At 39.0% G+C, this 26,452-nt stretch carries 12 protein-coding genes and 3 pseudogenes; 6 read left to right on the plus strand and 9 right to left on the minus strand.

Going from position 1 to position 26,452, the window contains the following annotated elements:
- Positions 1 to 44: 44 nt before the first annotated feature.
- Both RM539_RS08130 and RM539_RS08135 read left to right on the plus strand, forming a co-directional pair.
- On the plus strand, positions 45 to 1,757 hold the full coding sequence (locus RM539_RS08130) for a glycoside hydrolase family 43 protein (RefSeq protein WP_311502888.1): 1,713 nt from the start codon (positions 45 to 47) through the stop codon (positions 1,755 to 1,757).
- Positions 1,758 to 2,159: 402 nt separating this feature from the next.
- Positions 2,160 to 2,658 (plus strand): annotated as a pseudogene (locus RM539_RS08135) (type IV secretory system conjugative DNA transfer family protein); the annotation flags it as partial.
- Between the two features lie 285 nt (positions 2,659 to 2,943).
- On the opposite strand, the gene galB reads toward RM539_RS08135, so the two are convergent.
- Positions 2,944 to 5,712, minus strand: a complete 2,769-nt coding sequence (gene galB / locus RM539_RS08140) for a beta-galactosidase GalB (protein WP_311502889.1) — start codon at positions 5,710 to 5,712, stop codon at positions 2,944 to 2,946.
- 875 nt (positions 5,713 to 6,587) lie between these two features.
- Between galB and RM539_RS08145 the strand changes: the two are divergent.
- Positions 6,588 to 7,310, plus strand: a pseudogene (locus RM539_RS08145) (glycosyl hydrolase 115 family protein).
- A gap of 13 nt (positions 7,311 to 7,323) precedes the next feature.
- Here RM539_RS08145 and RM539_RS20085 read toward each other — a convergent pair.
- Positions 7,324 to 7,511, minus strand: a pseudogene (locus RM539_RS20085) (IS982 family transposase); the annotation flags it as partial.
- A gap of 287 nt (positions 7,512 to 7,798) precedes the next feature.
- On the opposite strand from RM539_RS20085, the gene RM539_RS20035 reads away from it, so the two are divergent.
- From RM539_RS20035 to RM539_RS08155, 3 genes are all read left to right on the plus strand, one after another.
- Entirely contained in the window at positions 7,799 to 8,017 is a 219-nt protein-coding gene (locus RM539_RS20035) for a 3-keto-alpha-glucoside-1,2-lyase-like domain-containing protein (RefSeq protein ID WP_349254716.1), read from the plus strand.
- Between the two features lie 149 nt (positions 8,018 to 8,166).
- Positions 8,167 to 8,367: a 3-keto-disaccharide hydrolase gene (locus RM539_RS08150; RefSeq protein ID WP_311502930.1), complete on the plus strand. Its 201-nt coding sequence runs from the start codon at positions 8,167 to 8,169 to the stop codon at positions 8,365 to 8,367.
- Positions 8,368 to 8,769: 402 nt separating this feature from the next.
- On the plus strand, positions 8,770 to 8,925 hold the full coding sequence (locus RM539_RS08155) for a hypothetical protein (RefSeq protein WP_311502890.1): 156 nt from the start codon (positions 8,770 to 8,772) through the stop codon (positions 8,923 to 8,925).
- Positions 8,926 to 9,810: 885 nt separating this feature from the next.
- Here the strand turns inward: RM539_RS08155 and RM539_RS08160 are convergent.
- The 7 genes from RM539_RS08160 to RM539_RS08190 all read right to left on the minus strand — a co-directional run bounded on the left by RM539_RS08160 (position 9,811) and on the right by RM539_RS08190 (position 26,253).
- On the minus strand, positions 9,811 to 12,399 hold the full coding sequence (locus RM539_RS08160) for a cellulase family glycosylhydrolase (protein WP_311502891.1): 2,589 nt from the start codon (positions 12,397 to 12,399) through the stop codon (positions 9,811 to 9,813).
- A gap of 63 nt (positions 12,400 to 12,462) precedes the next feature.
- The gene (locus RM539_RS08165; RefSeq protein WP_311502892.1) at positions 12,463 to 14,910 is read right to left on the minus strand and encodes a glycoside hydrolase family 2 TIM barrel-domain containing protein; all 2,448 of its coding nucleotides are present in this window, start codon (positions 14,908 to 14,910) and stop codon (positions 12,463 to 12,465) included.
- A gap of 20 nt (positions 14,911 to 14,930) precedes the next feature.
- Positions 14,931 to 16,124 (minus strand): glycoside hydrolase family 53 protein, encoded by a 1,194-nt coding sequence (locus tag RM539_RS08170; RefSeq protein WP_311502893.1) that lies wholly within the window; start codon positions 16,122 to 16,124, stop codon positions 14,931 to 14,933.
- Positions 16,125 to 16,195: 71 nt separating this feature from the next.
- Positions 16,196 to 17,344: a SusE domain-containing protein gene (locus RM539_RS08175; RefSeq protein WP_311502894.1), complete on the minus strand. Its 1,149-nt coding sequence runs from the start codon at positions 17,342 to 17,344 to the stop codon at positions 16,196 to 16,198.
- Positions 17,345 to 17,362: 18 nt separating this feature from the next.
- Positions 17,363 to 18,964 (minus strand): RagB/SusD family nutrient uptake outer membrane protein, encoded by a 1,602-nt coding sequence (locus RM539_RS08180; protein ID WP_311502895.1) that lies wholly within the window; start codon positions 18,962 to 18,964, stop codon positions 17,363 to 17,365.
- Between the two features lie 10 nt (positions 18,965 to 18,974).
- Positions 18,975 to 21,953: a SusC/RagA family TonB-linked outer membrane protein gene (locus RM539_RS08185; RefSeq protein ID WP_311502896.1), complete on the minus strand. Its 2,979-nt coding sequence runs from the start codon at positions 21,951 to 21,953 to the stop codon at positions 18,975 to 18,977.
- A 244-nt stretch (positions 21,954 to 22,197) separates the two neighbouring features.
- Positions 22,198 to 26,253, minus strand: coding sequence for a two-component regulator propeller domain-containing protein (locus RM539_RS08190; protein ID WP_311502897.1), 4,056 nt, complete (start codon positions 26,251 to 26,253; stop codon positions 22,198 to 22,200).
- Positions 26,254 to 26,452: the final 199 nt, after the last annotated feature.

Below are 26,452 nucleotides of genomic sequence, written 5' to 3' on the forward strand. Positions count from 1 at the left end.
AATTGAATATAAAAAGATAAAAATAATTATTTAAGAAGTAAAAAATGAAAAGAAATCAAGTTGTTTTAATTACGGCCTTTTTGACGCTGTTTATCTTTACTGGTTGTAATGCGCAGAAAAATATTCCCGTTTTTTCTAAAGTAGTATACGAAGGAAATGATGATGTCTATAATGAAAATCCATTGGAAGATGATGAGTTCTATAACCCGATTTTGCAGGGTACTTATCCAGATCCCGCCATAGCCCGGAAAGGAAATGATTATTATCTGGTAGCCTCATCATTCGCAATGTTTCCCGGAGTACCTATTTTTCACTCCAAAGATCTGGTAAACTGGACCCAAATCGGTCACGTTCTGGACCGCAAATCACAGTTAAAAGTTCATGATACAGGAATAAGTGCAGGGGTTTATGCGCCTGATATACGTTATAACCCACATAATGAGACTTTTTACATGATCACCACCCAATTTGCCGGCGGTTTTGGTAATATGATTGTTAAAACCAAGGATCCAATGGAAGGATGGAGCGATCCGATTAAATTGGATTTTGAAGGAATAGATCCTGCAATCTTTTTTGATGACGACGGGAAAGCTTATGTAGTTCATAACGATGCACCTAATAAGGGAGAAGAATTATATCAGGGCCATCGTGTAATTAAAATTTGGGAATACGATTTGGAAAAAGATCAGGTTGTACCAAGAACCGACAAGATTATTGTTAATGGAGGAGTAGATCTATCAAAGAAACCTATTTGGATTGAAGCACCTCATATTTATAAAAAAGATGGTCTTTATTATTTAATGGCTGCCGAAGGCGGTACAGGAGGATGGCATAGTGAAGTCATTTTTGTAAGCGAAAAACCAATGGGGCCATACGAACCTGCACCTAGTAACCCTATACTAACTCAACGTTATTTCCCTCGGGAAAGAGAAAACAAAGTAGATTGGGTAGGACACGCCGATTTAGTGGTTGGTCCGGATGAAAAATATTACGGGGTATTTCTAGGAATACGACCAAATGAGAAAGATAGAGTTAATACCGGAAGGGAAACTTTCATTTTACCAGTAGACTGGTCTGGTAAATTTCCGGTTTTTGAAAACGGATTAGTTCCGATGGAACCAAAACTTGAAATGCCTGAAGGAGTAGAAAATAAGACAGGAGAAGGTCGATATTTCCCAAATGGAAATTTCACTTATACCGAAGATTTCGATTCTGAAAAATTGGATTATCGATGGATTGGTTTAAGAGGGCCGCGTGAAGATTTTATGGAGATCACTAAAAATGGTGTGAAAATCACTCCTTTTGACGTAAATATTAAAGAAGTGAAACCTACTTCCACCCTTTTTCACAGGCAACAGCATAAGGATTTTTCCTTCACAACGACCATGCATTATAAACCTAAGTCTGAAGGTGATTTGGCTGGGATCACAGCTTTACAAAACGAAAGATTTAACTATGTTTTTGGCATCACCAAAAAGGAGAGAAAACATTATGTAGTGTTAGAGAGGACCGAGAAAGGTTCTTCTGAAATAGTCGCGAGTAAAGAAATAGAATTTAATGATGAGCTTCAGCTTAGAGTAGAAGCAGATGGCGATAAATATAAATTTAGTTATGCTTTAAATGAAGGCGACTTCCAGAATTTAGGAGGAACTATATCTGGCGATATTTTATCTACAAATGTCGCTGGTGGTTTTACCGGTGCTCTTATAGGCTTGTATGCAACATCTGCAAATGATGCCATACCGGAAGGGAAATAAATAAACTTATAAAATGATAAGCTCAACCTTTTTTATAGGAATTTTACTTATTAGTTTCACCGGTTTTTGCACAGGATCCGAACTTTTATATTTTTTTTGAGTTTTTTCCAGACTAACATACGAGGGGACGCTAAGATTGAGGCTCAGGATACTATTTTGAACAAAGGATTTCAGGTACTGCAAAGTGAAGATTGTCCTGAATCCGGTCGTTAACAGGGCAGTGGTATACTGCTGTCCCTATTTTATGGAGGTGCAGTACCGATTTAACTCCAGCCGATTATTTTGAAAGAACCCCGTAAAAAACTTACCAGAAGATATAAAGGTCGCGACAGGTAGTGTGACAGTGGATGGATGTAATTGAAATTATTTGGCAAGGAATATGATAGAAGGTATGTAGCCGATGACTTTAAAATTGAAAATATCAAGCGGGGAGCATCTATTATTGGATCTGCCGGAAGTGGAAAGACTGAAAGTGTTGTCTACGGATTTTTAAACCATTTCCGGAAACACAATTTCTGCGGGATCATTCACGACTACAAAGATTTTGAGCTAACGGAGATGGCGTACCCGCTTTTTAATAATCCGGATATATCTTTTTACATTATCTCATTTGATAAAATCATTCATAGGGTAAATCCGATTGCACCACGATACCTGGAAAACGAAGAAAGCGTAAATGAGATTTCACGAGTGCTAACTGAAAATCTTCTGGAACAGCGGAATCTGGAACTACGGGAACAATAAGTTTTTTAATGATGCAGCTGAAGGATTGATTGGCGGTTTCATTTGGAAACTAAGAACATCCTACCCGCAGTTCTGCACCTTGCCACATTTAATTGCTATTTACCAGTTTTTGGATACCGATAGCCTGATAAAGTTTCTGGAGACCTACTCATGTTCTATTCGTAAGGGAATGACAAATCAATTACCATTATTTAAAAGTCTTCTCGCCGGAATTTGAAAGTCCATCATTCTTTCTTCTAAATCAAAGGTCTGGAATTAATCAGATAAGGAGGCAGATTATGAGGTTTCCCGAGCTAAGGATCTGCACTTTGTGTATAAATCCTAACGGTCCTTTCTGCTGGAGAATTGGCAAATAATCGTACCAAGGAGTAAGCACAGAACTTTTTCTTTACAGGCGGGAATCTCGTTGAAAAACATTTTCGAATACGAAATTTTTTTAGCTCTATAATTCATTGTCGGAATGGCTTTCAATAGTTATTTCGGAATTACTAAGCCCCTCAGACCTCGCCTTTACTTTAATTGCTCCGGGTTTTCCAGCTGTTGGTCGTACTATTACCAATGCTTTCCCGTTGAAGGCTTTTCGCTGATGGGAAGGAAAAGGATTCATATTAGTAGGATCGCCGTTATCTGTAGCAACTATCTCTCCAGGACCTTCTACTTCAAACTGGACGTTATTTATAGCGGTAGGGACAGTTAAACCTTCCTCATCAACAATTTCGACGGTTATGAAGGCAAGATCTTTACCATCTGCTTTTATATTATTTCTATCGGCGGAAATTTTGAGACGAGCAGGTTGCCCTGTTGTTTTTACTACATCTTCAGCCCATTCTTTACCATTCTTATAGGCAGTTACCTTTAGCTCTCCGGGTTTATAGACAACATCATCCCATCTTAGGCGATATTCATACTTGCCTTTTTTCTTCCTACCCATGGATTTCCCATTTAGGAACAATTCTGCTTCGTCACCCGATGTAAAAACGTGAACAGGCGTTATCTCTCCTTTTCTGTCCGGCCAGTTCCAGTGTGGGAGAATATGAGCCATTGGATGATCAGGTCTCCAGCGGGATTGATATAAATAGAACCTGTCTTTTTTAAAGCCTGCGAGATCTATAACTCCGAAATAGGAACTCCGGGATAAATAGTATGGGGTCGGTTCTCCTAAATAATCCCATCCACTCCATACAAATCCTCCGGCAACATATGGATGCTTATCAACAGACGTGAATACCTTATCTGGTGAAGCTCCAAAGGATGTTGTATAAAGACCGTAGGCACTTACATAATTATTTTCAGGATCACCACCGGTGGTGTCGCTAACAGGTGCACTTATACCTGCCGTTACAGGAAAGACATAAGTGCCCCGGCTACTAACCGCTGCGGCATTTTCACTGCTTATAATCACCTTGTTGGGATACTTCTCATGGAAAGCCGGATAAAGTGGAGGAGTATTGATCCCTTCTAAATGAGCGTAAGCAGGGGCGTTTCTGATGCCCTCGCCTTGATAATTTAGATTTATGACCTCTGATTCTTCAGTTATAGGCATGTCGGGTTTTGCGTAATTAAAGGAAGCGGTAGTGGGACGTGATGGATCTTCATCGTTAGCAATTTCGCGTAATCTGCGCGCAACTTTAGCTCCTTCTTCTCCAGTATATTGCTCTCCAACTTCGTTACCAGTACTCCACATTATTACCGATGGGTTGTTTCTATCTCGGCGAATGAGAGCACGTAAATCTTGCTCATGCCATTCAGGGAATATCAGATGGAAGTCCAAAGGGGTTTTCTTTCGTTCCCAGGAATCATACATTTCATCAACTACCAGAAAGCCCATTTTATCTGTTAGATCCAATAATTCAGTAGCCGGGGGGTTGTGAGCCATCCTAATGGCATTTACCCCCATTTCTTTTAATTTTTCCAGTTGCCGTTCAGCTGCGCGTTTATTGAAAGCCGCACCAAGAGCTCCCAGGTCATGATGTTGATTTACACCTTTTATAAAAATTGGTTCTCCATTGACAATTACACCTTTTTCTCCATTAAATTCTACTTTCCTTATCCCGAATTGCGTCTTGTAGATATCTACAATTTCACCACCCACTGCGATGGTGGTTTCTGCAATGTATAGATTAGGAGTCTGTGTAGGAGGAGGCCCCCATAAATTAGGATCTTCAATGGTTATTGAATCCAATATTTTGATGGTGCTCTTTGCAGGAACCCTCTTTTCCGATGTGTCAAAAGTAGTAATAGCATCTTTATCTTTCTCTCCATTTTTCTTAAAGGAAAATATTTGGGTATTTGTTTGAACCAGGACTTCTTTCTCTGAATCATTATCAATGGAAACCTCCAGCTCTAGTTTTGCAGATGCTTTAGAAACATCTTTGGATTTAATGAAGGTTCCCCATTGCCCCACATGAATCGGATTGGTTTTTACCAGCCATACGTTACGATAAATTCCTCCTCCGGGATACCAGCGCGATGAATTTGGTGGATTATCAAGGCGGATAGCTATCTGATTTTCTTCACCTATATTCAAGTATGGTGTAATGTCTAGTCGCCATGATGTATAACCATATGGCCATCCACCGGCGAGTTTCCCATTGATCCAAACCATGGAGTAGGACATAGCTCCGTCCACATCCAGAAAAACAGATTTGTTTTTATCTGCTACAGGAATGTATATTTCCTTGCGATACCATGCCACACCGGGACTTGGAAGACGTCCCATTCCGCCACCTACCTCTGTATCCCACCCTTCTAAGAAAGGTCCTTTAATTGCCCAGTCATGTGGCAAGTCTACAGTTTGCCAACTACTGTCATTGAAATCAGATTGTACAAAAGGAAAATTCTCTCCTGGATTACCTGTAGGTCGATCATAGTGTTGTGTGGAATCTTTTATAAATTTATTTCCTGTTGGTAGTATCCACGGTTTGAGTACCTCTTGCTTAGTGGTAACCTCTATTGCTTCAGTAGGCTCGGCATCTGCAGGTTTATCATCTCTGGCATCTGTTACTTCAGGACGTACATCGTAAATCAGATCATCAGCTTCTTCTGCCGAATCGTACTGCATAAAGAGCCATTCTTTATTTAGCAATACTTTTTCTCTACCTGAAATATCTGACTTATTTTGATGATTAATAATTTTATTATTACAACTACTAAGTAGAATTACAGCGAGTATGAATATGATGATTTCGATCAGAGGTCTGTATTTTTTCATGCTTCTTTTAATTATAAGTTTACTTTGGTTCGAGAACATATGTAATTTTGTTTAAAACGAATATCGTCTTCCCGTTTTGCTTTTCCGACTAAGCAAATCCAGCTTAGAGTGCTCTACCAAGAGCATGCTTTCACTGTTTTAATTTTTTTTCACTTTTTAAAAGGGAAATCTGAAACGTAAAACCACGGTTTTTTGCGGTTATAAATATAGGAAAAAAAATCTTTTCGGCGGAATCGGTTGTGTAAATAAATTATAAGTTTTTTAAATAATTTTTTTGAAATATATAATATCCTGAAAATAATTTGTTTAGCTACTTAACAATAGCTTTGACAAATGTGTACCAGGTTCTGAAAATATTGAGCTAAATTAATTCGGCCGTTGGCTTATTTAAGATTTTGTTGAAGTGAAATCCTAAACCACATCAGGAATATATTTTTCTGGCCTGTTCGAAACCTTTCTTATCATTTTCGGCAATTAGGATTCTATTATCAGGATCTAATACCTGTTAGTATAAAATCTCTGCGGGATTATCTTCATCGGGAGAAGGATCCTGAATTTTATTTCCAACTCCAAAAATCGATATCTTCATGCGTCTGTCGTACTTGTTCTTAAAAATTCCGCAGTTTTAGATTATAATATTTTAGCCGTTGTAGAAACTTTTTTGAGATTTTCAATCTTCCTTCTGCAGTAATTAAAAACTAAAAACCGCCTTCACAATTGAGGAAGACGGTTTCTAGTTCTCATCACTAGATAGCTATAACTAATTCAAAAACTATTTTCTCAATTCCCATGTGAATACAGAAGCATGTCAGTTCTGTTAAAAATTTATTTGAGATAGATATACAAATATACAATATCTAAACACTAGCAATCGATTGCATTTTTATTTTACCAAGGTAAAATACAGAGGAATATTCATAAATGATGAAGATCCCGCCCTCTCGGACTGGGCCAGAGAAAAGTTTGGTGGTCTTAACCAAAATTTTTATGAAAAGGTATTTGAGCTTATTCTCAAAATGAAAGGAAATCACCTATGGCCTGCTATGTGGGGTAAATCCCTCTAGGATGATGATTCTTTGAGTGAACCTTTGGTAGATGAACTGGGGGATAGTACTCTCTATCTCTCACCACGAATCATTGATGCGCGCTCACGCGGAATGGGGCGTTATGGTGAAGGGGACTGGAACTACCAAACGAACGCGGAAAAACTACGCCAGTTTTGGGAAGAAGGAATGGAAAGGACAAAAGGACAGGAGAAAGTGGTAAACTCTGGCTATGAGAGGAGATGGTAATGAAGTTATGGGTGAAGGCACCAATATTGAACCTCTTTAACAAATCGTAAAAGACCAACGAGAAATATTGCTAAGGTTACCGGCAAACCTGCGGAAGAAACTCCTCAGGTCTGGGCTTTATAAAAGGAAGTTCAGGAGTATTATGATAAGGGAATGAACGTTCCCGAAGATGTTACCTTGTTACTCGCTGATGATCATTGGGGCCAGGTACGCATGCTCCCCTCCCCTGATGAAGAACCTCGGGAGGTTGGCATGTACTATCATTTCAATTATGTGGGCGGAACCCAGAAGCTACAAATGGCTTAAAACGTTGCAAATTGAAAGTGCGATGACTACTCAGGTGAAACAGAACCGCGATGGTTAATAGATCACTGGTAGACATTTAAAAGATTGATTTCGTTTGTTTTTACCTCTTGTAATTGTTCTTTGTTTTAATGCAGGTTTGAAAACTTTACAAAAGTCATCGATGGAACAGAAAATTTCAGTAATTTTATCTGTAGAAATCATAAGTTAATATTTTTGATTTCAACTATTTAAATATAACTATATTTCTGCTTTTCTCATACTGAAAAGATACTTTTTTTACATCGAATCCAATTAAATAGAAAGACCTTTTTCTCTAGCAATGCCTGATTGGAATTCCATTTATAATTACTGATTAAGTATGTTTAATCAGAAAAGTAGTATCTTTGTCTTTGAAAGTCATTTAGTTCCATTTTAGGCTGGAATAATTGGTAGCTATAGCATAGCTGAAACTTCTTTATTGCTCTATAAACTGTATTTGCGTAGGAAAAGTGAATCCCTCCGGGAATTGGAATTCCAGTAAGATTGTTTACGCACCGGAATGGGTAGGACATTGGTTAAATGGTGAACTGGTTCTATCTTTTAATCCAAAGCCTGAAGATTGGCAGAAAAAAAGAGATTCAGGTAAATGGAAAAATAGTCCTCATTATGCAAAGTTTAAAATCTGGTTATATTGGTTTACAAGACCACGCCAGTCCAATCTGGTTTAGAGATTAAAATAAAAAAATTATAAATTTTACCTATTCTAGCAAAGCCAGGGGTTAATTCTTAAAAAAACGGAAAATGAGAAAAATAAAATTTAGTAGCGCTTATCTTAAGTATCATCTTTACCGGTTGTCAAGCTGGGAATGAACTTTTTATTGGTAAAAATCTTGAGGGCTGGGAGGTAAATGGTACGGTACTATGGTATATGGAAGATGGGCTATTGGTTTCAGAAAGTGGTCCAGATGCGCAATACGGTTATTTGGCTACCGATGAGAATTACAAAAATTTTGAATTAACCGTAGAGTTTAAACAGGAGGCCGATGGCAATAGTGGTGTTTTTTTAGATCTGAGATAGAAGGAACTAAAATCTCCGGGTGGCAGGTAGAAGTAGCACCACCAAACTTATATACTGGAGTATCTACGAAGCATATGGACGTGGTTGGCTAATACGAAATCTGAAAAAGAAGATATTCTAAAATATGGAGATTGGAATACCTTAAAAGTCAAGGTGTAAGGAGATGCAGTTATCACTTGGCTAAATAGAGAAAAAATGATCGATTTTTCTGATGAGAAAATAGAAGAGGCCAACGGAGAAATTGCATTACAGATTCACGATGGAGGAGGCATAAAGGTGCTGTGTCGAAATATTAATCTAAAGCCATTGTAATCAACACGAAAAGATTTGTGAAAGAAGATCGGTGTGGTCTGTATAAGGTGCGACCACTCCAAACATTTTTGGATTAAAAGTTATGGAGCTATGAATGCAAGCAGTGCCGAAACCGAACCTAATCCAACAGCTTTTGCATCCGGTAGCCTAGTATCCTCCTATAGTGATATTAATTCAGGCCAATATGTAGATGAAGTCAGGACACTGGCCTTTGGTCTAAAAATCCAGTATGCATTTCCATTTTAAGATGTAAGGTATTAAATGTAGAGCCTTTCATTTTTTGAGAGGGCTTTCGTTTTGTAATAAGAGTTTCAATTTCCCCATTAATCAATAAGATAAGGTCCTGATTTTTTCAAACGGATTGACTTTTCTAGTTTAAGGTTTCTAAAACTAAAAATCTAATCGAAATTATAGTAGAACCTTCCAATTACTATGAAACCTTTTATGAGGATCTTTACACCGGCTCCAACCACTACCAGGAATTTGAAAAAATGGTTGATTTAGGAGCTTCCACCAAAATTGGTGAGAGAAAAAAGTAATTTTGTTTTGTCCATCTAATACTGGATTTATACTCCTTCGTTTTCATTTCTGGACCTATTGCAATTATTCGGCATCAATTGATTATCTTTGCTGCGCGAATGAAAAAATCACTAATAGAAGTTCACAATTCGTCAACATGAATTAAGATTTTAAGTGAAAGTCCTTTAAAATAAGGGCTTTCCAAGCCATAGCCTATACCTGGTGAGGCTACTAGAAGCATTTTAAGCAAAACTAAAACCCTGTTAATCTTATGATTTACAGGGTTTGTATTTTAATAGTTTCAGTTGATATCAGAGGATATGGACTCAAAAGTTTACAACTCATCAACTTTTTTTCAGATGAAATTTTTATCTTGATATCTTGTGGAACAGCACAACTGATGGATTTGCTTTCGTGTTTACGCCACAACCATGTTAAAAGGATTAAATGTTATGGTTTCAAATGTAAGTCGCTGGCCTTTTTCAATTACCTGTGTTCTTAAAATTCAGTTAGGATAGAGGTTTCGTAAAATGCTTTTTTGATCAACATTTTTAATAAGATTGCTCTTCCATTTTACGTTATTTGGAATCAGGACTATTAAATTAGCTCTGTTTATTGCAGCTTAATATTAATAATGCCCAGTGCGTGCGCTTGCTTAAGTTCTTCCCCTTCCATTCCAGGGCCAATAGAGAATTGGAGGCTTTCAGTATTTTTCAGATTAAATTCTCCTTTATAATTATGGTCAAAATAATACGGCAAAAATGACGGGTATGGTCGTGGCAGAGTAACCGTTTTTACAGGTTGAAGCTCTTCTAAACTAACGCGATATTCTTCAATTTCCGGAGTCAGCTTAATAATTTTGCCAAATGCTGCTCCGTTATCCATCACCAAAGCAACCTGCAGTGTTTCCGGTTTATCATTCAGCGACCTTGCTTTTATAACTAACTCCTGCTTCGCCGGCAGCTCTTCCAGCCTGCCTTTTATTCTTTCCTGGAAATTATAACGGAAAGAATAATCGTAAACAGGTTCAGCATCCAGATTTTCCGCATCTTCTTCAAAAAGCTGCTCCACTTTTACCTGATATTCTGCCTCGCCCGGATTATTTGCAGGTACCACTTTGTTTCCGGGATTCCAGGGGGCAACCACATCATCGGCATTTTCCGAAGCATTAAAAATATAAAGCGGACTCTCTTTTTTTACAATTTTCAGCCTGTAGGAAGCCTCATCATAAAAATCCCAGTCGCGCGGGCTACCATCCACTCCCGAAGGAAAAGTTTGGCTGCCTTCCTGCGTATTTACGATTATCTGGTACTCGAGAAAACCATGTTTCAGCAATTTCTTGGGTACTTCTGCGGAATAATTATCGGGTGCTTTATGTTGAAGTTCAAGATTCTCAAAGGAATTACCATTTCTCAACACCGCGGTTACCTTCTCTATGTTGGTATTGGAAATAATTTCTGCTGAAATCCCTAAAGATGAATCTTCTGAAATTTCCTGAAGTGGTTCGTGCACAACATATGTTTGTTCTACCGTAGTTTGCGGCGCCGTAAATTCCTGCAGCCCAATATTTGTCAAATTAGAGATATCATCTGAAAAAGATTTTCCGGAGCCGGTTAAAATATAAGTTCCGGGTCTGATGTTAAAAGTACCGGAACTGACTTCAGTAGTAAAAGAATTACCTTCATTTAAAGCCTTAACAGAAAAATTGTCGAGACCCGGCAAACTAAGAGTCATATTTCTGCTTTCCCAGTTTATAACCGAGATAATCTTCTCCAAACTGTTACTTCCAAATGGATTGTTCACATTAAAAGCATCGGGCATCACTTCCAAACGCCAGATTCCGTCTTCCAGTTTATCAAGAAAATAAGCTCCTGTACCCTCATATTCCACCAGATTGGAATTTCCATACCCGGCAAGATGGATCAAGGATTCTGTTGATTTTGGCTCCGCTACATTATGGTTTGTATAAATAAATTCTTCTGCGGAATTATATACTGCCAGATCCTTTTTATAATCTATGCTGAAATTGCCAAATTTCAGATTTTCAGGATAGTTTCCAAGATCTTTGTTCATCGGGACTTCATGAAATACCTTGGAAGCAATCATCAAAGCCAAAGCTTTTTTTGGAGTATAAGCCAGGTTCATATAATGTGTATTATACTCAGTATTGGAATAGGCCATAAAAGTGGGATCGTAAGCAAAATGCGTGGCAATCTGGATTCCAGCTTCCCGAAAACTCCTGGCCATTGCGGGATACATGTAAGATTTAAAAACATCGGCAGCATCGAACTCATAAACTATTTTTGCGCCATTATTTTCAGTAATTACATCGTCAAAAGGGATATTGTATTCATTCACATTAGGAAGAAGATTCCCCTCCAATTCTTTCTGAAATCCAAGCCCTGTTGGATACCATTGGAAGGTCCCACCCTGAATGTCGGCATCAAAATAAGCCTGGGCCAGGTGAGTGCTGTGGCTAATATTGTAGAAAATTGGTTTCTCCGATCCTGTACTCCTCATAGCCTTCGTCATTTTGTTAATGAAGTTGGTCACTTCAGCCGGAGTTCCTTTGTGATGAGGTTCATTGCTGATTTCAAAAGCAATAATATTGGGTTCGTTTTTATAAGCAACATCGGTGTAAGGGTTCACATGATTTAGAAACTGTTCCAGGTAATTTTGCTGCGCTTTTATCGCGCCAGGATCGGTCAAACTATTTGCTTTGCCGTATTTATCTGAAAACCCGGGAGTGTCTTCATCGGGTTCCGGCCAGCCATTGCCCCAGTAGGCTATAGGCGTAATCATAAAATTGATATTCCTGTCCTTTAGCTGTTTCAGGAGATAATCGAAGGTTTCCAGATGTTCATTTTCCAGCAGGTTTCCCTCTTCATCACTAATTTCCGTATCCCAAACATGAATGCGATAAAGGTCAAATCCCAGCCTTGAAAAATGATATACATCATTATCTATGGCTTCCTTTATCTCCACGCCTAATTTTTCTGCAGTTCGATAAGCATGTGCGAAAGGGGCAGAATAATTTACGCCAAAGCCTTTTACTTCTTCATTCGTATTTTCCCAGCGTATTACCCCTTTATCATCTACATAAGCGTTGCCATGCTGCTTGTTTTCCTGAGCTGAAAGTCTGCTGAAAATCCCCAGAAGCAGGAAAACAGCTATTTGTAATATTTTTTGTTCTCTTTTCATAGTTGAAATTTCCATGCAGTTTATAGAGAATGTTAATCCCTTTTAACTGTAATGCTCCTCAATTTATTCTACATTTATTTTAACCGAATCTTTCCCGATGCCTTTTGCCTGCGCGGTTACATTAATGGTCCCGGCATCAAAATCTGAGCCCACAATAATCATTGCTTTTCCGTAGAAAAGATCTACCTCATCGTCTTGTAAAGGGTCGAAAGACTGCGGATTTCCATTACCTGCACCGGCAAGATGCCCCTTACCACTCACTTCAATTGCTATGGAATTATTGGCCAGGGGAGCCGGATTCCCATCTTTATCAAAAGCTTCCACGAGAATGTAAGACAAATCCATTCCATTGGCCTGGATTCTGGTCCTGTCTGCCGAGAGCTTTATATGATGTGGTTCCCCGGCAGTTTTTACTGTATTTTCTCCTATTTTCTTTCCATTCTTATAAGCAACAGCCTTTACCTCTCCAGGCTGATATTTGGTGTTTTTCCACATTAACCTAAAACGTTCTGTAGAATTGGAAGACACCGGGTCTTTACACTTTTTGCCCTGGGATTTGCCGTTTATAAAAAGCTCGGCGCAATCACCGTTGGTGTATACAAAAACAGGGACGGTTTCTCCTTCTTTCCCTTTCCAGTTCCAATGCGGCAATATATGTACAGTAGTTTCTTCAGGCTTCCAGTAGCTTTTATAGAGAAAATACCTGTCTTTGGGAATTCCCACCATATCCACAATTCCAAAGTAAGAGCTACGCGCTGCAGCTTTATCCTTCATTCCCATTTTCTTCACTTCTGCATTGGTATAGGGTGTTGGTTCTCCCAAATAGTCAAATCCGGTCCACACAAATTCTCCTGCGATATAATTTTCTTCCTGCTGCCACATAAAATCGTCATCTGAAATTTCGGCCCATTCAGGAGCATTCAGGTCATAAGAACTCACCTGTAGTGATTTGGTGAAATCGGTTTTTTCTTCCGCAAGCGGAAATTCATAAAATCCGCGTGTACTTACCGTAGATGCCGATTCGCTGATGATCACCGATTTATCCGGCTCTAACTGGCGGGCAAGCCTGTAGCGCCTTCCGTAGTTCCAGCTGTGTACGTCGTAATAATCAAAATGTCGCAAAGCTGCATTTGCCATCTGGTCATTTACAAGAGTTGTAGGTCGTGTAGGATCGTATTTATCTACATAATTCAGCATAGTATGCAGCCTTTTAAAGCCGTTGTTGATATTGGCTTGTACATCGTGTATTTCATTGCCCACGCTCCAGATAAAAACCGATGGATGGTTCCTGTCTCTTCTTACAAAATTCTGGATATTTCTGTGGGCGAAATTATCAAAATCGGTAGTGTCGGTTATACCTGCTTTTGCATCATACTTATCAAAAATTTCATTAAAAAACAGGATTCCCATCTTGTCACAGAGTTCCAACAATTCGGGAGCGGCAACATTATGGCTGGTTCTTATTGCGTTTACACCCATAGCTTTCATGATTTCCAGTTGCCTTTCAGCAGCACGAGGATAAAAAGCTGCTCCAAGAGGCCCATGGCCGTGATGAAGGTTTACACCCTTTAACTGTACTCTCTTGTTATTAAGGTAAAATCCATCATTCGCGGTAAATTCAATAGTCCGCATTCCAAAAGTGGTTTCTTTTTGGTCTACAAGTTTATTATTCTGATAAACGTTTGTAAGTGCGGTATAGAGGTTTGGTGTTTGCGTATCCCAGAGAAGAGGATTAGTCACTTGTAAAGTAACTTCCAAATCTTTATCATCACCTGCTTTTATAGTTTTTGTGATGCTTCCTTTGGCGACTTCATTTTTCTGAGAATCAAGAATTAATTGCTCCACCCGGATGGAATCGGATTCAGCAGAATTGTTCACAATATTATTGCTGATTCTTACCTCTGCATAATGGGATTTTATAATTGGGGTGGTAACATAGGTACCCCAAATACTTACATGAACCGGATTGGTTACCAGCATTTGCACCTTGCGGTAAATCCCGGCCCCGGGATACCATCTGCTGTCGTGTTCTTTGGTGCTGGCATGCACGGCCAAGATATTTTCACCTTCAAAGTTGAGATGATCGGTAATATCGAGATAAAATGAATTATAGCCATAATCCCATTTTCCAACCAGCTCCCCATTAATATAAACTTCAGGGAAGGCCATCACCCCGTCAAAAATAAGCTGCACTTTTTTGTTTTTAAATGAAGGCTGAATTTTCAGTTCCTTACGGTACCAACCTTCTCCTTTCCACGGAAGTTTTCCTGTGCTGCCGTCGCCATCTATAATAAAATCTTCGGAAATTGCCCAGTCGTGCGGAATTCTTACCTGCTCCCAGTTGGAATCATCGAAATTAAGGGTAGCGGCATGCTTAGGATTTCCTTTTATGAATTTCCATTCTTTCTGAAGATTAAAAATTTCCCGCTGCTGCGCATTAATTGTGGAAAATGCTGAAAAAAATATGGAGATTAAAATTAGGGTCAATTTCCCTGGTGTACAGAATTTCATTTATAACAATGGTTTAAGTCTTAATTATCTTTGGAAGCCTCATAAAACTGCATTCCTAAAGTAGCTTTGTTGTCATGGTCAAATAGGGTGGCATTATCCCAATGTGATCCTGTACCCCATTGGGTATTGCAACCGGTAGAAACCCATGCAGGTTCCCAGTACACCAAGCCCTCTCCGCCTGCCGTGACTATTACCTCCCGGAGATTGTTAAGATAATCCAGCTGGCCCTGCGGTGATGCGGGATAACCTTCTATTAAAGCATCATTCCCGAGGATATTATTGGCGGCATCTATATCTTCCATGATAAATGGATATGCGGTTTCCACTACCATCAATTTTTTATTGTACGTATTAATAAGTGTTTTAAAAGCAGAAGCAACGTTGTTTAAATCATATTCAGACCAGATAGGATAATAGGAAAGTCCAATCCAGTCATAATCTGTCACCCCGTTTTGGGTAGCCTGCTCAAACCACCAAAGCCCGTTTTCAGGCTGGGCGATATGTAACATCACCCCAATATCGGCTTCTTTTTCTTCGGAAATATCCCTTACAGCTTTTATTCCTGAATTTATGAGATAAGAATTTCGTTCCCAGTCTATAGGCCACGCCAATTCTCCCTTTTGTAGGATCATCCCGTTAATTTCGTTACCCACCTGAACGATTTCAGGTAATAAACCGGCCTCAGCCAAATCATTCAAGGTGTTATATGTATAATCATAAAGCAACTGTCCCAGAGCCTCTGTATCATCAATTTTACTTTCCCATGCTGCGGGAATTTCCTGTGACTCCGGATCGGTCCAGTTATCGGAATAATGAAAATCCAGCAGCACCTGCATTCCCTGTTCTTTTGCGCGGCTAATGGATTTTTTAACATCGTCAAAATTGGAGTAATTAGTCCATTGCGGATTATGCCATAGACGCACCCGCACCAGATTGGCCCCTGCATTTTTAAAAATACTGTAGGGATCTTCGGCTTCTCCTTCGCGGTTATAATAAGTTGCGCCGCAATCCTCCATTTCGTTTACATAAGACAAATCGGCCCCATAATAGAAACTGATTTCCTCGGAAGGGGTTTCTCCAGGCTCTTCTTCCTCTTCATTTCCGGGTATTTCTCCTGTTGGATCATCATCAGAAGTAATTCCGCCATCATTATTATCACCAGATGAACAGGATGTTCCTAAAAAAAGCAACAACATTACACTTAATACCTTCATACTATTATTTATTTTGAAAAGGGAATAGTAATGCACTTTGTGTATTATTCCCTATAGTTTAGAATTTTGTCCTACTCCAACGTTATGGTTTTTTCCTGGCTGTTGATTGTAATAGTGTAAGAACCAGGTTCCCCTATAAAACTTAAATTACCATCGGCATCTTCCGCTGAAACAATTTCATCGTCTATGGTGTAGCCCAGGTCATCAAAATAGGCATAGTTAAGGCTACTGTCCCAGTTTCCACTTTCAGTAAAAAACCTGAAGATTCCGCTGTTAAATGGCAAAGTAGCAGTTCTTATGTATGGTGCCGTTTCTTCTGCCTGTACCGCACCGTCAAAACTCCAGTTTCCGGGAACTGCATCTCCCACAAGAATATAAGGGTCGGATTCTTCAACAGTAATAGTTTTTGCATTATTATCAACCACTATGTTATAAATGCCAGGAGTGCCGTTAAAGTAGAAATTGCTGTCCCCATCTTCTGCATTCTCCAATAATGGATCTATAGTATATCCTTCTTCAACATAATAGGTATAACTCAACCCCGACTCCCAATCTCCTTCATTCTCAAAGAAACGGAAAGTATCATTGGTTAGCTCAAGGTTGGAAGTGTATACATTACTATCGCAATTAAAAACTATGGGAGAACTCCATTCCCAGCCTGCATCTACCGCAGCGGCCCCAACAATATAAATGGGATCACAGCCGGCGCCTACAGGGGCTCGCTCAATCCATGTCACAGTTAGCGGCTGAATATCGGACATTACATCTATGCTGTTTGCTGTTCCCGTACCGGTGTAGGCGTGCACACGAAAATAAACTTCACCTGTATTATTGGGCAAACCATCGTCTCCTGTAGTCTCAGGATCATTATCCAATCCCATATCTTCAGCAAAACCTAATAATTGTTCTACAGTAACCGCCTGATTGGTATTAGTGGTGGTTGCTATGATTTCAGAGGTGCCAAAATCCGGATCTGTTGAAGCCAATAGATCATAACTTACATTAACCGGGGCATCAAAGTTAACAGGATTCCAGAAGAACCGTTCAGCAATATTAGTTTCGGTTTCTTCAGAAAGTAAATATTCAGGCTGAAATGAATTTTCAAAAGATACTCCCTCAGGATCTGGTACTGCCGTAAAGTTGAGACTGTCTTCTTCTTCGCAGGAAGTAAATCCAATTAAGTTCACGAATGTAATTATGTATAAAAATGCTCTTTTCATCTTTCTATTTTTTAATTGTTAGTAACCGGGATTTTGAGTAAGATTTGGATTTGCCGCTAGACTGGCACCTGGGATGGGATATAACCTCCTATTTTGATCTATGGCAATCCCATTAGGAGTACTTCCTTTCCAGGACCAGTTATAGGCACCGCCCGTAAACCTGTTAAAGCGGATGAGGTCCTGCCTGCGGTGCGCTTCCCAATAAAGTTCAACCATTCTTTCTTCAAGTAGAAAATCTAAGGAAAGCTCTCCTGCGCTTACTCTTAATGGATTGTTAGCGCGTTGCCGCAATTGGTTTACATAATCTACTGCGGTGTCCAGGGAACCTCCGCCACCTCTTAAATGGGCTTCAGCATACATAAGGTAAACATCGCCAAGCCTGAACATGGGAAAATCTGTATCTACAATTTCCAATGCAGAACCCGCTTCCCCGGTAGAGGTAAGGTTAGACCATTTTGCAACAACATATCCCGTATTCCGCTGAGCAATATCGGGAATGTTGATGCTCCTTTCTTCTGTAATAAGTGTATTGCGTTCATCACTATCATAACTGCCATTGAGCATGGTTTCAGAAAATTCCTGGGTAACCCTAATTGCTCCATTCCAGCCGGGACTTACCCCAAAATCTGCAGCATTCGCTTCAACCGAACCTACCTGCCCGTTTACTGCCACTGTAGTAGGACCAAAATTTTGCGTCACCACGCCGTCTGAAACTAAGGGAAAAATAATTTCATTTCTTGCTGCACTTACATCATTATCTGCCATAAAAAGTGTAAGATAATCTGGGGCAAGAGAAAATCCGGCAGCTATAATTTGTTCACAATAATCAATACAATCTGTATAGCGGGCTTCACCGGTATAAATTTCAGCATTAAGATACATCTTTGCCAGCAGCATCCATGCGGCAGCTTTGTCAGCTCTGGCATATTCATTTTCAAGAGGCTCTTCCAGCTGCGGAATGATCTCCAAAAGCTCTGACTCTATATAATTAAAAAGTTCAGTTCTCTCATAAACCGGAGCCTGATATGCGCCAACAGGGTCGTCTACGATTACAAACGGAGCCTTACCAAATAAATCCATCATATGATAATAGGCAAGAGCTTTTAAAAATCGGGCTTCAGCACGATAAGTGGTAATTTCTTCCCGCAATTGGTTATCTACCCCACGTGAATCCAATGCGCTTTCCGAAGTCTGTCTTAAATATTCGTTGGCAAATGCTACTGAAGTCATTGTTCTTCCAAACATTCCCCTTAGCACCACGTTTGCTGCTGTCCATGTATTTCTATTTAGTTCCCTTAAACCAGGATCATTTTCCCAGGACCATACGGCCTCATCTGTAGGTAATTCCTGTAAATTCCACAAACCACGGCCATACTGGCTAGTACCGGCATCCAGGCCGGCAATATTTGAATTATCTGCGCCGTCTGTTCCTGTAAGGCTTAAATTGGCGTAAACCCCGGCAAGGCCTTCCCGGTAAGATTCCGGGTCAGAATAAAAATCATCTGCAAGAAATGCATTAGGATCTCCTGGTTCCACATCCAGTTCGTTTGTACATCCTGAAAGCAGTATGAAAATGCTCAGGATGCTTAATTTGTTTATTTTTCTTATAAATTTATTCATAGTTTGCTTTTTACAATCTTACGTTTGCTCCTAAAAAGAAAGTTCTTGGCCGTGGGTACAATGTGTTATCTATACCGTTTCCAAAAACCTCAGGATCCAGGCCGGAATAGTTGGTGATGATAAAAACGTTTTGAACACCGGCAGAGATGCGTACAGAGGAATTATTGCTCCAGGCATTTTCAAAAGTATATCCCAGGGTAATATTGTCCATTTTCAGGAACGAAGCTTCTTCTATATAATGGTCTGATAAAATAACATCTTCAGTAGTGGTAAATCCGGTATTAAGAACTGAAACCGGCAAGTTGGAAACCACGGCATTATTTTCTAATAGCCTGTACTGCGCCCTGGAAGAATTTACGTTATTATAAACATAATGCCCTAGGTTTGCCCTAAGGTTGAAGGAGAGGTCAAATCCACGATAGAACATATTAGAAAGAAAGCCCATAGTAACATCTGGTGTTCCGTTATTATAAATATAACGGTCATCATCGTTGATAAGATTATCCCCATTAAGGTCGGCATAACCTCCCTCAATAGGAAGCCCTTCTTCATTATATACTTGTTTGTATACAAAGTAGGAATACGGGGTGTACCCAACCCGGTGGATTTGGACAGTGTTTCCGGTTCCCCCGCCTATTTCCCCTACCTGCTGGTCCTGGTTTAATGCAAGGGTTTTAATCTTAGTATCAATTAAGGTACTATTAAAATTAACGTTCCAGGAAAAACTCTCGGTGTCACCTTGAAAAATATCGCCATTTATAGAAAATTCAATTCCCTTCGAGACAAAATTTCCAACATTCTGGAATCCGGCATTGCTAAAGTTTGAACCATCTGATATTGCCACATTGGCAAGAAGATCTTTGGATTCTTTATAAAAAGCTTCTACAGAACCTGAAAACCTATCCTGTAAAATTCCATAATCCAATCCCATATTATAAGTTGAAGTTTCTTCCCATTTAAGGTTTTCATTTCGATATTCGGGAATTCCAATCTGAACCACTTCATTTCCAAACTGATATTGTGAAGCTGGCAATCCGCGGGCGTATCTTTGGAGGAAAAGATCTGCGTTATCACGGCCAATATCCTGTTGCCCGGTTACTCCATAGCCAGCTCTTAACTTAAGCGTGGAAACAGTTTCTGATTCCGGGAAAAATTCCTCGTTTATTTTCCAGGCAAAAGCAGCGGCAGGAAAATTTCCCCAACGGTTTTGGTTGCTAAAGCGGGAAGTACCATCTCTTCTAAGGGAGAGGGTAAGCAGGTATTTGTTCTGAAAAGAAAAATTTGTTCTTCCAAAAAATCCTATCAACACCAAATCAGTATTAATAGTTCTTACAGGCTCACTATCCACCTGATCGTTGCGCAGTTCGCCTGAAATGTATTGATTACTTTCAAATTTTTGAAATGAATACCCAGCTGTAGCTTCCAGTTCAAATTCACCTAATTCTTTTTCGTAAGCAAGGTAACCATCAAAAAGCTTGTTCATTTGATAATTTTCATATGTAGATTCTGAACCCAAAAAGCTTCCATTTGGTTGCGTTATGGGGTTTTCATCTGATATTATGACAAAGCCATCAGCCTGTTGCTCGTCATACCCTAAATTTACCACAGCACTTAAATCTGGAAAAAAGTGAAATTGATAATCAACTTTTACATTTCCGAAGAAACGCTTTACCTCACTTCTATCATTTCGCTGAAGTATATTGGCTACGGGGTTTAAAGGAGCATCGGGGGTAAGGTCATTAATATCCAATACACCATCATCATTAATATTATAGTACTGAAAAAATTCCCCAAAAGGTGATTCAGGGTCATAGACCGGTTGGGTAGGATCAAAAGTAATCGCATTACCTTCCTCTCCTGGCGCGAACCTGTTCTTTTCATAGGTTCCGTTCGCGTTAAGACTTATTTTTAAATGATTGTCCAGTAATCGCGGATTAAGAGTGAAAGCAATATTATTTCTTTCAAACCTGGACGTAAGTCGCAGCCCTTCCTGAAGGGTTCTTCCTATTGATAGTCGTGCAGGGGTATTTTCGAAAATTGATCCCGAAACGGAAAGATTCTGACTGGAGTTAAGGCTCGTCCTATATATCTCCTCCTGCCAGTCAGTATCTGCATCGCCAAGTAATGGCACCAGATCGGGACGTTGTTCGGCGACAACTTCTCTAAATTCATCAGCAGAAAAAACATCAATTTTATTGCTTAAGGTATTAATCCCTATTTGGGTATCCAGGTTTACCCGAAATTCGCGACCTCCCTGCTTAGTTGTAATTATAATTACTCCATTAGAAGCCCTGGAACCGTAAATAGCTGTTGCCGAGGCATCTTTTAAAACCGAAAAGGATTCAATATCATTAGGATTAATTGTACTTAAAACCGATCGGGAACCGCCAATAGTGTTGTTGTCTACAGGTAAACCATTAATAACGATTAATGGATCATTAGATGCTCCAAGGGATGCACCTCCTCTTATCCTTATCGTAGATCCTGAGCCTGGTGCCCCACCTGTATTAATGCTCAATCCGGCTACCCGCCCACTCAACAGGTTTTCAGGCGTAACAATATTTCCTTTGTTAAAATCTTCTTCGGTAACAGAAGTTACGGCGCCTGTTGCATCTTTTACAGTAGTGGTTCCATATCCAATTACTACTACCTGTTCCAGCTGGCCGGCATCTTCTGTTAACTGTAAATCTAAAGTGGGACCTGTAACTGTTCTTTCTTCAGTAACAAAACCAAGAAAAGAAAATTGCAATATATTCCTGCTTTCAACATCTAACTCATAATTCCCGTCGAAATCTGTAGTGGTTCCAGTATTGGAACCTTTTACAATAACATTTACACCGGGTAATGGATTTCCCGTCGATTCTTCTGTTACAGTTCCGGATACGGTTATTTCCTGTGAAAATGAGATAAGAGGTAGAAAAATAAGGAAAGCCAATAATAACTTTTGAAGCGGCCGGCTGATAATAAAGTCTGGTATTTTTATCCGCATAAGTTCTTTGATTATTTAGTATTATTAATAGATCATTATTTAATCACTCCTAAATTATCTTTAGCCTTAAAAATCGGGCAATTAATTTATGAATATTTAGGTACTGCAAATAAAACGTTTGCGTAAAATTTTAGGGGTGAAAAATTAATTCAGAAAGGGGGAGTTTTTCGTTTTCCCCTGTAGGAGAGGGGTCTGGTCGCGATTATAATAAATAGCATACCTGTTAGAGCATTAAAATGATATACTATTTCTTTGAATATTCAGAAGGATTGCTGCCAAATTTCTTTTTAAAAAGTTTGCTGAAATATTTTCTGTCGGAATATCCAATCCGGTAGCAGGCTTCGCTAACTGAAAATCCTTTTTCAGCTATTAGTTCCCTGGCTATTTTTAGTTTAAAATCCCGAACAAATTCAACAAGGGTCATTCCCGTTAGCGATTTTACTTTCTTATAAATTACTGAATGGCTCATTGCCAATTCTTTTGATAAAAAATCAGCATTCAGGCTTTCGGTATCAATGTTTTCCCGGATCGTGTTTATAAGAGCTTCCAGAAATTTCTCATCAAGGGAATTAATCGCCAGGTCTGCCGGAAGTACAGCTTTTTCAGAAGTAAATTTCGCCCTGAGCAAATTGCGGCTGTTAATTAAATTTTTAATGCGCAATTTTAATATTTGTTCGCTAAAAGGTTTTGTAATATAAGCATCTGCACCGGTTTCATAACCTTCCATTCGCTGTGCTGAAGTTGCCCTGGCTGTTAGAAGTATTACTGGTATATGGCTGGTTTCAGGGTTTGTTTTTAAATATCTGGTAAAGCTTACCCCGTCCATTACCGGCATCATAATATCACTAATTATCAGGTCCGGTTGTTTGTCTGTAATAAGTTCTATGGCATCTTTTCCATTGGCGGCCTCTATTATAATGCAATAATCCTTCAATAGACCAGCAATGTATTCCCGCACTTCGAAGTTATCTTCAATAATCATAACAGTTTCACCATTGATATCTGATAAATCCACATCTTTAGAAACAGGTGAAGGTTCTTCTGCGATATGTTCTATATAATCTTTGTTTCCTGACAGTGTTTTGATTATCTGATCTTTCTTAAAATGTTTCCGCCCTCTCAGCAGCCTCAGGATAAAGGTACTTCCTTTACCTTTCTGACTTTCTACGTATAATTGACCTTTGTGCAAGTCTATAATTTCTTTAGAAATAGATAAACCCAGTCCAAATCCGGTTTCATTAAATTCCCTCGATTTCTTCGTCTGATAAAACCTTCGGAAAATTTTATCCCTCTGCTTTTTTCCAATTCCAATACCGGTATCGCTCACCTTCAGCACCGCTTCCTCCTCATGTATAAAAATTCCCATTTTTATGCTACCACCTTCCGGAGTGAACTTTAGGGCGTTGGAAAGCAGGTTGTATAAAACTTTTTCCATCTGGTTGGCATCAAACCATAGCGATATTTTTTCAGCAGAAGTTTCCCACTTTAAATCGATTTTCTTTTGTTGTGCGTTTTCGGTAAAAGAAAGAAAAATCTCCTCACAAAAACTTATCCAGTTCTCTTCAGCTACTTTTAATTTTACACTTTCCAAATCCAGATTTCTGAAATCCAGCAATTCATTCACCAGGTGCAGCAAATGCTTACCGTGTTTATGAATTGTTTTTACCGGCGCAGATTCCTTTTTACCTACAAAAGAACCTTTTTCCATAAGACGATTGGTAGCGCCCAAAATAAGCGTGACCGGTGTACGGATTTCATGGGAAACATTGGTGAAAAACTGCTGTTTTAAGGTATAAAGTTCGGTATCCTTTTCATGTGTAAACTTCTCCAGGCGCAGGTTTGCCTTCATTTGCTCCCAGGCAACTATATATCTTCTAAAGAGATAAAACAGCGCAAGAATAAGTAAAATATAAATACAAAATGCCCACCACTGAAGCCAGAAAGGTTTAAGAATAGTTATATTTATGGAAGCATAATCTTCTCCCCATTCAGCCCAGGTTTCCCTGCTTTTCACCTTAAAAGTGTACTCCCCGGGAGCAAGATTGGTGAAAGTGGCCGTTCTGTCCTTACCAATATTACGCCAGGTTTCATCAAAATTTTCCATTTTGATGGCATATTCACAATTATCTGAAAATGGAAATTTCAGGGCGGCAAATTCAAAAGTAATAACATCGGCATTGTGCTTTAGCACCAATTGTTCTTCAGAAGCTATATTTTTATCCAGCACCTCATTCTCACCAACAGGAAGCTCTTTATTAAATAATTTGAAGTTGGTAAGTACCACAGCCGGGGCATTACTGGAATATTGTACCTCTGCGGGATCAAATCTTACCACTCCATTTATTCCTCCAAAATAAAGCAGTCCTTCAGCATCCTTAAACGCAGAATTGATATGAAATTCCCCATTCAGCCCGGGAAAGCTTTTAAACTCCTGCTGTTTCCTGTTATATTGCCATATTCCCTGTTTTGTGCTGAACCAGATATTGGAATTATTATCTTCAATTATTGCAGTAACGGTGGCATATCTTAAATTTTCCTCTTTAGGAAACCTGTTAAACTTTCCAGTTTCAGGATCAAATATATTTATTCCTGCGCCAGATGTTCCTATCCAAAGTTTTTGTGAAGAATCCAGTAATAATGAAAAAAGGTTATTACCGGAGGGGGAATTACTGTTTTCTTCATTAAACTCGAAATGTTGGAATTTTTCAGTTTTGAGGTTGTATAATGCCAGCCCGCCGCCAAAAGTGGCAATCCATAATTTTTCTTTTTGCTTCTGAAGCGCAAGTATGTTATCACTGTTTAACGCGTTGGTGTTGCTCTCACTGGCCCTGAACCTTTTAAAGCTTTCAGTTTGATGATCAAAATAATTGAGTCCGCCTCCCCAGGTGGCAATCCATAAATTACCGTTTTCTTCAGGAATTATATACCGAACGTCATTATAACTGAGAGAATTTAAATTTTCCGATTCATGGGTATACTGCTGAAAATTGCCATTTTCCGGATTAAAGGAAATGAGGCCATTAGCAAAAGTACCAAGCCACAGTTTATTGCCGGTACTATTCTTCACGATATGCTGGAAATAGCTCCCGCCAATATAGTTTTCGCTCTCCTTATTAAAATAGGAAACCTTATTATCTTCAGCGTTATAAACTGTAAGTCCATTCCCGTCCAGCCCTAAGAAAAGCCTGGTTTTATCCTTAAATACCGAAAGCACCGGCGAAGGATTTTCTCCTTTTATATCGCTAAAGAGTAACTCATAATCTTTGTCATTTACCAATATATTAATACCATTCCAGGCAGTTCCAATCCAAAGATTGGACTTGTTATCTTCCATTATCTCATAGATGGCATTACCCGATAAAGAGGAACGTAACTGAAAGTTATATAGAGAATTTTGAATTTTTGGTACATTTTCAGCTTCTCCTTCAATTTTGAAAAGTCCGTTACCATCAGTTCCAATCCACAAGTCTCCACAACGGTCACGGGTAATTGCCCTAACAATATTCACATCTTTTTCTACACCTAAATCCTGCAGATAATCTGAAAATTTTCCACTTTTGATATTGTACATGAGCAGGCCAGCACCGCTGGTCCCTAATAATATGTTCTCTTTATCCCGCCCATAAATTGTGTAGATAAAGGAAGAAAAATAAGTTTCGCCGGAATTTATATGCTGAAATTGTTGATTTTTGATGTCGAATTTATTTAAACCGCCACCAAAAGTTCCTATCCAAAGCGTTCCTTCTTCAGTTTGAAAAATACCTGTAACGCTATTATGACTAAGACTGTTTTTATTCTTGGAATGGTGATAATTGAAGAATTTACCCCTGGCTTCGTCAAATAAGGAAAGGCCATTTTCAGTACCAAGCCAAATGTAACCTTTGGCATCTTCAAAAATAGTATTTACCTGATTTGATGCAATACTGGTAGGGCTTTCAGAAGATTTAAATACCTGGAATTTATCCAGCTCAGCATTATAAAAATTAAGTCCGCCACCCAGTGTAGCCACCCAAAGCCGGTTTTTACTGTCCAGGAAAAGATCAGAAATGTCATTGGAACTAATACTGCTGTTTTGTCTGGTGTAAACCTTACTTTCAAAACCGTCATAACGATTAAGTCCGTTTTTAGTAGCTATCCACACAAAACCACCGGCATCTTTAACAATACTTGTAACCCTGCCGTTAGAAAGCCCATTTGAATTATCAATTTTGTCAAAAACAGTATAAGCCTGCCCATGTAACTTCAGAAAAGACTGAAGACAGAATATAAATAGAAATAAAGATTTATATTTTATGCTCATATTAATAAAATGAACCCGGAGAAAAGAAGATTACCTTATCAAAATATTCTACAAGAAATTGAAATATTGTGGTTTACAATATAGTTCTAAAATTTGAGCTGGTAAAAAAGAGAAAACTTTGGCCAGCAACACTAGAAAGAAAATGATATGGCTGCATTATTCCCAATGCGGTCTTTTTCCAGCCTATTTCTAAAATAAC

It is taken from the genome of Autumnicola musiva, assembly GCF_031846585.1.
In the GTDB taxonomy this organism is placed as follows: Bacteria; Bacteroidota; Bacteroidia; order Flavobacteriales; family Flavobacteriaceae; genus Autumnicola; species Autumnicola musiva.

Coding starts and splice junctions, on each gene's coding strand:
- galB (WP_311502889.1), bottom strand. CDS start 5,712: ATGAAAAAATACAGACCTCTGATCGAAATCATCATATTCATACTCGCT.
- RM539_RS08185 (WP_311502896.1), bottom strand. CDS start 21,953: ATGCGGATAAAAATACCAGACTTTATTATCAGCCGGCCGCTTCAAAAG.
- RM539_RS08175 (WP_311502894.1), bottom strand. CDS start 17,344: ATGAAAAGAGCATTTTTATACATAATTACATTCGTGAACTTAATTGGA.
- RM539_RS08190 (WP_311502897.1), bottom strand. CDS start 26,253: ATGAGCATAAAATATAAATCTTTATTTCTATTTATATTCTGTCTTCAG.
- RM539_RS08130 (WP_311502888.1), top strand. CDS start 45: ATGAAAAGAAATCAAGTTGTTTTAATTACGGCCTTTTTGACGCTGTTT.
- RM539_RS08160 (WP_311502891.1), bottom strand. CDS start 12,399: ATGAAAAGAGAACAAAAAATATTACAAATAGCTGTTTTCCTGCTTCTG.
- RM539_RS08155 (WP_311502890.1), top strand. CDS start 8,770: ATGAATGCAAGCAGTGCCGAAACCGAACCTAATCCAACAGCTTTTGCA.
- RM539_RS08180 (WP_311502895.1), bottom strand. CDS start 18,964: ATGAATAAATTTATAAGAAAAATAAACAAATTAAGCATCCTGAGCATT.
- RM539_RS08170 (WP_311502893.1), bottom strand. CDS start 16,124: ATGAAGGTATTAAGTGTAATGTTGTTGCTTTTTTTAGGAACATCCTGT.
- RM539_RS08165 (WP_311502892.1), bottom strand. CDS start 14,910: ATGAAATTCTGTACACCAGGGAAATTGACCCTAATTTTAATCTCCATA.